Below are 8,174 nucleotides of genomic sequence, written 5' to 3'. Positions count from 1 at the left end.
TGAAGTGCACCCCAATTGTTAGACACATAATTAACAATTGGAGGTGCATTTTTTATGGCTAAATTTTCTTCAAAAGATAAAATACAAGCAGTAAAACGATATCTAGAAGGTACGGAAGGCGGAAAAACCATTGCTAATTCTATAGGGGTTCATCCTAGAGAACTTTATCAATGGATTAAACGGTTTGAATTTTCAGGGGAAAAGGCGTTTGAAAAACGCTATACAACTTACTCTCTCGAGTATAAACTAGATGTAATTCATTATATGAATGAAAATGGGACATCTCTGAGAGAAACAGCTGCTTTTTTTAATATTCCTTCTTGCGAAACACTCCGAAAATGGAAAGTAGCATATGAAACAGAAGGATTAGATGCCCTAAAATCAAAGAAAAAGGGGCGTCTAACCATGGCCAAAGAAAAAGCTAAGCTACAACATTTAAAACAAAACGAAGTATCTCTTGAAGGTTCTATAGAAGCGCTACAAGCAGAGAATGAACGTCTGCGTATGGAAAATGACTATTTAAAAAAGTTGAATGCCTTAGTTCAAAAGAAGAAAACATCACAGACCAAGACAAAGCGCAATTGATTTATGAATTAAGGCATAAATACAAGGTCGTTGACCTTGTGAAAGTCGCTAATATCGCTCGTAGTACGTACTATTACTGGATGAAACAAGCGAAACGTCCAGATAAATATAAGAAAGTTAAAGAATTAATTAAAGAGATCTTTAGTGAGAATTTTGGGAGGTATGGTTATCGTCGTATTACATTGGAATTACGTAATCGAGGCCATGCATTAAATCATAAAACCGTTCGACGTTTAATGAATATCCTGGGATTAAAATGTCTTGTTCGATTAAAAAAATATCGTTCATATAAAGGGACTGTCGGGAAATTCGCTCCTAATATTTTAAAACGTAATTTTCACGCATCAAAACCAAATGAAAAATGGGTAACAGATGTGACGGAGTTCCACTTACATGGTAAAAAACTATATCTATCACCCATTTTAGACTTATATAACGGAGAAATTATAGCTTACAATATAGAACATAGACCTGCCTATTCCCTTGTTTCTAAAATGTTGAATAAGGCGTTTCAACGTTTGAATGATAAGGAAACTCCTATTTTACACTCGGATCAAGGTTGGCATTATCAAATGCGACAATATCATCAGTCGCTTAAAAAACATAACGTTATCCAAAGTATGTCCCGTAAGGGAAATTGCTTAGATAATGCAGTCATGGAAAATTTCTTTGGCTTATTAAAGTCTGAATTACTTTATCTTAAAGAGTTTGAAAGTATGGAACAATTTAAGCAAGAACTAGAAACTTATATTCATTACTACAATCACAAAAGAATTAAAACAAAACTAAAAGGATTGTCCCCTGTGCAATACAGAGTTCAATCCTTAGTAGCTGCTTAATATATTTGTCTAATTTTTTGGGTTCAGTTCATATAAAGCAGTCTTTTTCTATTTATAAATCCCATCTAATATCTTTTTATTATAAATAAAAACAAGACATTAAATCTAACTAAAAAGATTCATATATAGTGTTTCCTGTCAATGTTAAATCATATCCTCCAATAGACTCTAGTTCTTGTTTAAAGTCTGTTGAATGCAGTACTTCTTTAATTTCATTAATGATTTTAACAGTATGTTCATTTTTTAAGATTATAAGATCATACTGTTCTTTTATTAATGGAACGAATTCAACTTTTGTTATATTAGCTACATTTTCAATCCCTATTCCCACATCCGCTTTATCCATAGCTACGCTAGTTGCAATACTAAAATGGCTACTTTCTTCGTAATCATAACCTTTAATCTTTGTTCTATGTATATTATGAATACGCAACTGTTCATCTAATAAAACGCGTATACCCGCTCCAACTTCTCTATTCACTATCTTTACATCTTCTCTACATAAATCTTCCCAAGTTTTGATATTCTTTGGATTACCTTTTTGTACATAAAATCCAACATTTCTTAAAAGTAAATTTAAAATTATATACTGGGAATTTGTTAAAATTCTTTTAGTGTAGGGAATGTTATATTCTTTGGTATCACCATCAAATAGATGTAGACTGACTATATTTCCTTCACCATTATACAAACGAATCAAACTTGTAAGACTCCCATCATAAGCTCTTAGCATTCTTTCTCCCATACTACTCTCCATATACTTTCCTAGTATGTCCAATGCCATATCTTGTCCACTTATTACAATTGCATTCGTTAAATTATGTTTTTCAGATAATTGAGCGGAATTTTTTAAGCTCCCTGTTTTACTTTGCTCTATGTATTTCTGTAGATCTTCTACATCAATTCGAACTTGCCTACCTATTCGATAAGATGGCAGTTCTCCTCTTTTGATAAGCTCATAAACAGTTAGTTTAGATATCTTCAACTTCTTTGCAGCTTCTTCTGCTGTATATGACTCGTTCAAAATTTCATTCCCCCAATCTCTTAAATTTATCATATAACATTTGTCTTTATTTTTCCAAGAAGTATATTTGTAGCAAATAAAATAACCTTAAATTTATTTTTTATGAACTGAACCATTTCTTTTATCCTGTACTAATCACGTACTTAATTTTTAAAAAGAATTCTGTTTTTTAGTTCTCCTCATTGTTTTTTTCATAAAAACATCAGTTTAAAGCTCTTCTTCTCACTTTTCACGAGCTGTTAATTAAAACTGAAGCGACCTACGTTTCAGAGAATTTATTTGATCCCAAATAAAGTTTTCATTACGATACCTATAATTTATTTCTCAACATAAGACAACTAGAATTTTAAATAGTTAAATGGTAATATATAGACATCTCAATTACGCTATTTCTTGTAGCTAGGGCTTGTTTCAAGGACAGGCTCTTTTTTTATGGATTTTTAAACATTTCTATTCCCTTTAGTTTTTTTATAATTCCAGTATATAAACACCACTCTTTACTTTTGTATCCTATTGAACCGTATTCTGTGCAATTTACACTGAACTAGAATTCTTCTTACAAGAATTAACCGTTGGTGATTTGAAGCATGGAGATACTTTTGACATTACAATTTATACAGGTGGTAAAGATACAGGTATTGTAAAGATATATCGACTAAATGAAGTAGTAAATATGCAAAGGTATAAAACAATTTATGATTCTGGTACTGTGCATAATTATTGTAGATTTGTAACATCTATTACATCAGTTTACAAGCCAGGATCATAAGTAGCTGTTATGAAACTTGGTGAACATTATTATTATGGTGGCAGCTTTAGAATTACAAAATAATGAATGTTAATTTCACTAATGATAATATTTTTGGTATGATCAATGTATAATAAAAATATAACTCATGTAATAGTCTAAGCGGTATACTTAACCAACGGCTGCTTAGGTAATGAGTTATACCCCTTGGAAAAGGTACCTTGCAGCAGGGGTACCTTTTCTTTCGTTTTTAGTTGTAAAATAGTTTAAATAGAAACTATGTAGTTAAAAAGTAAAATGATTAAATTGTAATTGAAGTGAAGTATATATCCCATATGGATATTTTTAAATATTAGAAAGAAAATCATTTGAATGATGGCTGGTATACCGATAATTGCTAAACATTGTATCCAGTTAAAATTATACGTGGAAAGATGGAGTAACCCAAATGAGCTTCCAGACAATATTAAAGAGGTTGTAATTGAGGTAATGGGACTTGTTACGAAGGAGCGTATAATCTTGTGCCAAAAGAATAATATAGATACAAACATGATATTCTCCCCAATTAATTGAATTGCAATTCCAGGAGTTTTATAAAACATATTGATATTCCCTTCATTAACAATGGGATTTGATGTCCCGGTGAATGTTGTTAGCGATATTAGTACAGCCAAAAACAGCAACATTATAAAATAAATAATGAAAGCACTGAAGAAAGAAATTTTTAGCTGATGGAATGTGATTTTTTTAGAAAATAAAAATCTTTGATCCCACATTATAAATAAAAATACCAATGAGATAGGAAGCGAAAAACATAATGCTTTAAACGCATATTGTAACACGATATCTATATTATTTATAAAATTGAACGTAAATGCAGGGGAAGGTAAGTATACTGTGGCGATACAAAATAAGATCAGTATTATGAGCTGCAGATACGTTTTAGTTTGCAATAAGCTATCTAAGTATGTATTGGCAGCGTTTAACGCGTTTAAAATCCGTATACACTTCCTAAAAACTGCGTTCATAACATCCCTCCATTTTTATAATAGTAAATACATTTGACTCACACTCTTACATTTCATTCTCCCCTCCTTATATAAAATGTAATCCTATATCTCCTCTGTCTGTAAAATTTCACGTACCGTAATTATTAATTATCTTTAAAATATAGTCACCAAGGGGATTTCTATCCCAAAAGAAAAAGCACCCCACTGGATGCCTCATTTGTTATATATCAACTAAAAACTACTTCATCATGAATGGTATGCAGGTGATTTCAAAATAGCCATTTTTATCTATTAGTTACTTCTAAATGATATATCAGGAACTATTTCTTCATTCTCTCTTCAACCCATCTAATAAAACTAGTACTTAGTTGCTGTTCATGCAACCAGTCTTGTAGCTTTCTATATTCATACCAATATGTTTCCCTGTTCTCTTTTACAGACTCCAATTGGTTCAATTTATTTGTAAAATATATAAATTGCTCTTCAGTATATACAGCCATACTTTTCACTTCCTTTTTTGTTTAGTTTAATGTTACTTAATATATGGTTTTACAATATCTAATCTAGTTAAAGTAAAACATGAAGCCTTTATATTAATTTTAAAATATCTTTTGGTTCTTCTAAAATATAATCGGCGTTTTTAAAAGCATCTTTTGTTTTTGATCCCCACGAAGCAAGAGCAAATTTCACACCAGCACTTTTGGCACATTGCATATCATATATAGAATCACCAATGTAAATTGCCTCGTGACAAGGAACGTCTAATGGTTTTAAGCAGGCTAATAAAGGTTCAGGGTGTGGTTTATGCTTATCCGTATCACATGCACAAATTGTATGTTTAAAATAACTACTTAAGCCAAATGGCTCAAATTCGTCTATTAATTCCTGTTTAGTTTTCGACGTCACAATACCTAGTTTTATATTACTTAGAGACAACATACCAATGATATCTTCAAGTGATTTAAACATAGAGACTTCATGATATTAATCTAATACAGCTTTACTCCATTTTGCATGAATAACGTCTATATTAGGCACATTCAATTTTTTTAAAGCTTCCTTCCCAGGGATACCCAATGCTAATTCCAACGCATCTAATGTATAATCTTCATTTAATTCATCCTTCAAAACCCATTGTAGCGAACATAATATTGCTTTTTCTGTATCTAAAATTGTACCATCTACATCAAATATAAGAGATGAAATCACACTAATCCCTCCATTTATAACTCTACTCCAAAAATTACATCATTTTAAATTCTAATTACGTTTATGCTATCTTTATTATAAAAACACTCTATCCAATTAAGTTGTCTCAATTAACAAAACTATTGTTAAATCTTCAAACTAATTATCTGCAGTTTGGTACTCATACACAATCTTGAAATTGATTTAATGTTTCAATTGTTAGCTGGTATAATATTACTTAAATACAAAAGTTCTTAGGGGGAATATACAAATGAAGCCTATGAGAGATATTTTGGAAATGTCAGTTCAAGTTTCAAAAGATCCAAAATGGAGGGAAAAAGAATCTAATAATTTATACTATATACCTTTCTTTATTTACGTTATATGGAATACAATATTATTTGGATTTATTTCAACCGGTATTATAAAAATAAATCAAACACTATCACCAATTGCGAATTTAACTATATTTCTTGCTGTAGGGATTCTATCATTTATCTTACTAATACGTCATTCTTTACATGGCATAGTATATTCTAAAACCAAAGAAACTCCTGTTTTTAATTACATCTTTGGTTCTGCTTTAGGCTTAATTATCCTTGTTATTCCCTTATTTATCGATTAATATCAATGGTTAATTAAAGAGATGACTTCATTAATTATCAATTTTTAATAAACTAATAAAAAAATAATAAAACATAACAATAATATGTTGAAAAGCTCTAAATCTACTTGTAATGGATTATTTTCAATTCACCTCTTATTGTATTGCCTTATTGAATAAAACCTCTTATAAAGCAATCTGGAAGGTCGTTTTTAAGTAATAAAAACTAATTTTCTGATTTTGTGTAAATAAAAGGAAAAAGGATCCGTTTTATGGACCCTTTTTCCTTTTATTATTTTAACTTAATGTAATCTGTGTTGTCCTGATAATTGTTCCTCAGCCATTCGAACTAAGCGCTTTGTAATTTCTCCACCGACAGATCCATTTGCACGTGATGATGTATCAGGTCCTAGTGTGACTCCTAATTCACGAGCAATTTCATACTTCATTTGTTCGATAGCACTTGCAGCAGCAGAAATAAGAATTTCATTTGTATTACTTTCGTGTCTTTGAATATTCATAATTGCACCTCCACTATATTTGTATATAACATGTGCTTAATTATGATATTTATACGTAAGTAGACTATTTTCTTCTAGGATTTTTAGGAGAATTCTTTTTCGTTCTCTCTTTCCCATATTCCACTAACTGAATTTGAAACACATCTGAATCCTGAATTCCTAACACATTCATTTCTTCCCGAAATGAACGCCAGGACTCTACCTTTATTGATTTTTCTTGGCCATTTCTTAATGTGTAGATTCTTGAGTATTCTATTCTATAATTAACCCTCCTCACACGTTCAATAATGAGTATTTAATTATGTAAAAAAGACATAATTAAGCAATTTTTCATATTAAAATTTTACACCAACATATCCGCAAATGAAGTCCCCACATTATTCTTTCTTTTCATATGCTTCTCTAAATAGATTTTTGTTGTTTGGATATTTTCGTGACCTAGTGTTTGCATTAAATGATATAGATCCGCATTTCCTTGTTCAACTGCCATGATTGCAAATGCATGACGAAATGTATGTGCCGTTACAGGATTTTCACGATACTTTAAGAAATCTAAATTTGTCTTTTTTATCATGTCTGTTACCTGATTTGATAAAGTTTTCGGATTATAAAAATTTCCTCTTTGATTTACGAATAAAGGACATTCATCTCCCCGATCCAATATAGTTGAGACTCCTCTTCTCCGTCTCATTTCGCTAATACAATGGAATAAATGCTCAGGAATGAAAAGTTCACGTACTTTATCCCCTTTTCCTGTGACTTTTAACCAATACTTTCCGTCATAATGTAAGTCTTTCACTTTCGCGGTGCACAATTCTTGAATTCTTGCACCAGTACTTGCTAGAGCTAGTAAAATTGTATAGTTTATTAAATGCCCTTTTTCTTTATAAAACCCTAAAATTTTCATCACTTCATCATAGGATAGGTCCCGATTTGGCCGATCCTGTTCATTTACATTAGCGCGCTGCAGTTCTTCGTGAAGAGGTCTTTCAATATACGCAAATACATGAAGGTGTTTTAAAAAAGAACGTATAAGTACTGATTTTTTTGCAAGTGTTGCGACCGCGTACGTATCCCCATTTCTACCGTTCTCTACCTGCTTCAACCAGGCATTATATTTACGAATATGCCAGGGCTGTAATGTTTTTAATAAAGAGTCATTTTGCTGTACCTCTTCCCCATTCAATTCGAATTCCTCTGCATGCTGTACCATGCACTGACAAAACGACAAGATTTCAGATATATAACTCTTTTTCGTATCCTCTTTCCTATTTTTCTTTTCATCCATATCTTTTTGTAAATGTACGAAATGATAAATGACTTCTAGGTCACTTAAATACGTATATTTACTCTTCCCCTCTTTCTCTGCAACCTCCATCTTCTCTTCCACCTTATCTACATAACCATTGTTATGCAGAAATGGAACGATATCATTTATATTCTCTACATATGTATCTATATACTCCCTTTGATTGTTTATAATAGATAAATTATCTTTTGTATTGTTATTATCCATATTTCGAATTCACCTCTCCTATTGAAGATTATGAATATAGTTCTCTTCATTACTTATACTTATTATTTTATTTTACTTCTATCAATTATACAAATGATAACACATTTTCTTTCTGTAAGAATCCCACATTCTTCTCTAT

8 protein-coding genes and 2 pseudogenes are annotated in these 8,174 nt (G+C 31.0%); 3 read left to right on the top strand and 7 right to left on the bottom strand.

What is annotated here, in order from left to right; translation table 11 throughout:
• The first annotated feature begins 54 nt into the window (after window positions 1-54).
• Window positions 55-1,424 (top strand): IS3-like element ISBth167 family transposase gene (locus tag MHH42_RS29385; RefSeq protein ID WP_087949097.1). Its coding sequence is split into 2 segments (ribosomal slippage): window positions 55-520 and window positions 520-1,424, totalling 1,371 coding nucleotides; the frame shifts between segments, so codons are not numbered across the junction.
• Window positions 1,425-1,533: 109 nt separating this feature from the next.
• Here the strand turns inward: MHH42_RS29385 and MHH42_RS29380 are convergent.
• Window positions 1,534-2,481, bottom strand: a complete 948-nt coding sequence (locus tag MHH42_RS29380) for a helix-turn-helix transcriptional regulator (protein WP_098072435.1) — start codon at window positions 2,479-2,481, stop codon at window positions 1,534-1,536.
• Between the two features lie 520 nt (window positions 2,482-3,001).
• On the opposite strand from MHH42_RS29380, the pseudogene MHH42_RS29375 reads away from it, so the two are divergent.
• A pseudogene (locus tag MHH42_RS29375) lies at window positions 3,002-3,280 on the top strand (DUF5065 family protein); the annotation flags it as partial.
• Window positions 3,281-3,462: 182 nt separating this feature from the next.
• Here MHH42_RS29375 and MHH42_RS29370 read toward each other — a convergent pair.
• From MHH42_RS29370 to MHH42_RS29360, 3 genes and pseudogenes are all read right to left on the bottom strand, one after another.
• Window positions 3,463-4,224 (bottom strand): hypothetical protein, encoded by a 762-nt coding sequence (locus MHH42_RS29370; protein ID WP_070174369.1) that lies wholly within the window; start codon window positions 4,222-4,224, stop codon window positions 3,463-3,465.
• Window positions 4,225-4,526: 302 nt separating this feature from the next.
• Window positions 4,527-4,706: a hypothetical protein gene (locus MHH42_RS29365; protein WP_070174370.1), complete on the bottom strand. Its 180-nt coding sequence runs from the start codon at window positions 4,704-4,706 to the stop codon at window positions 4,527-4,529.
• Window positions 4,707-4,794: 88 nt separating this feature from the next.
• Window positions 4,795-5,415: pseudogene (locus MHH42_RS29360) on the bottom strand (HAD family hydrolase).
• Between the two features lie 250 nt (window positions 5,416-5,665).
• Here MHH42_RS29360 and MHH42_RS29355 point away from each other — a divergent pair.
• Window positions 5,666-6,019 carry a prenyltransferase gene (locus tag MHH42_RS29355; protein ID WP_340895105.1) on the top strand — a complete coding sequence of 118 codons (354 nt, stop codon included), beginning with the start codon at window positions 5,666-5,668 and terminating at the stop codon, window positions 6,017-6,019.
• 281 nt (window positions 6,020-6,300) lie between these two features.
• Here the strand turns inward: MHH42_RS29355 and MHH42_RS29350 are convergent, their stop codons facing one another.
• The 3 genes from MHH42_RS29350 to MHH42_RS29340 form a co-directional block, all read right to left on the bottom strand.
• Window positions 6,301-6,519: an alpha/beta-type small acid-soluble spore protein gene (locus MHH42_RS29350; RefSeq protein WP_001025757.1), complete on the bottom strand. Its 219-nt coding sequence runs from the start codon at window positions 6,517-6,519 to the stop codon at window positions 6,301-6,303.
• Window positions 6,520-6,583: 64 nt separating this feature from the next.
• Window positions 6,584-6,796: a hypothetical protein gene (locus tag MHH42_RS29345; protein WP_423243080.1), complete on the bottom strand. Its 213-nt coding sequence runs from the start codon at window positions 6,794-6,796 to the stop codon at window positions 6,584-6,586.
• Between the two features lie 66 nt (window positions 6,797-6,862).
• Entirely contained in the window at window positions 6,863-8,035 is a 1,173-nt protein-coding gene (locus tag MHH42_RS29340) for a tyrosine-type recombinase/integrase (RefSeq protein ID WP_098993356.1), read from the bottom strand.
• Window positions 8,036-8,174: the final 139 nt, after the last annotated feature.

Origin of the sequence: Bacillus sp. FSL L8-0099 (genome assembly GCF_038006385.1) — a bacterium.
Taxonomy (GTDB): domain Bacteria; phylum Bacillota; class Bacilli; order Bacillales; family Bacillaceae_G; genus Bacillus_A; species Bacillus_A toyonensis.
The sequence above is the reverse complement of the archived record's forward strand: the minus strand, read 5'-3'. Positions and strand labels throughout refer to the sequence as shown.

Excerpts from the sequence above, each read along its gene's own strand:
- MHH42_RS29380 (WP_098072435.1), bottom strand. The coding sequence starts at position 2,481 with ATGATAAATTTAAGAGATTGGGGGAATGAAATTTTGAACGAGTCATAT.
- MHH42_RS29370 (WP_070174369.1), bottom strand. The coding sequence starts at position 4,224 with ATGAACGCAGTTTTTAGGAAGTGTATACGGATTTTAAACGCGTTAAAC.
- MHH42_RS29365 (WP_070174370.1), bottom strand. The coding sequence starts at position 4,706 with ATGGCTGTATATACTGAAGAGCAATTTATATATTTTACAAATAAATTG.
- MHH42_RS29355 (WP_340895105.1), top strand. The coding sequence starts at position 5,666 with ATGAAGCCTATGAGAGATATTTTGGAAATGTCAGTTCAAGTTTCAAAA.
- MHH42_RS29350 (WP_001025757.1), bottom strand. The coding sequence starts at position 6,519 with ATGAATATTCAAAGACACGAAAGTAATACAAATGAAATTCTTATTTCT.
- MHH42_RS29340 (WP_098993356.1), bottom strand. The coding sequence starts at position 8,035 with ATGGATAATAACAATACAAAAGATAATTTATCTATTATAAACAATCAA.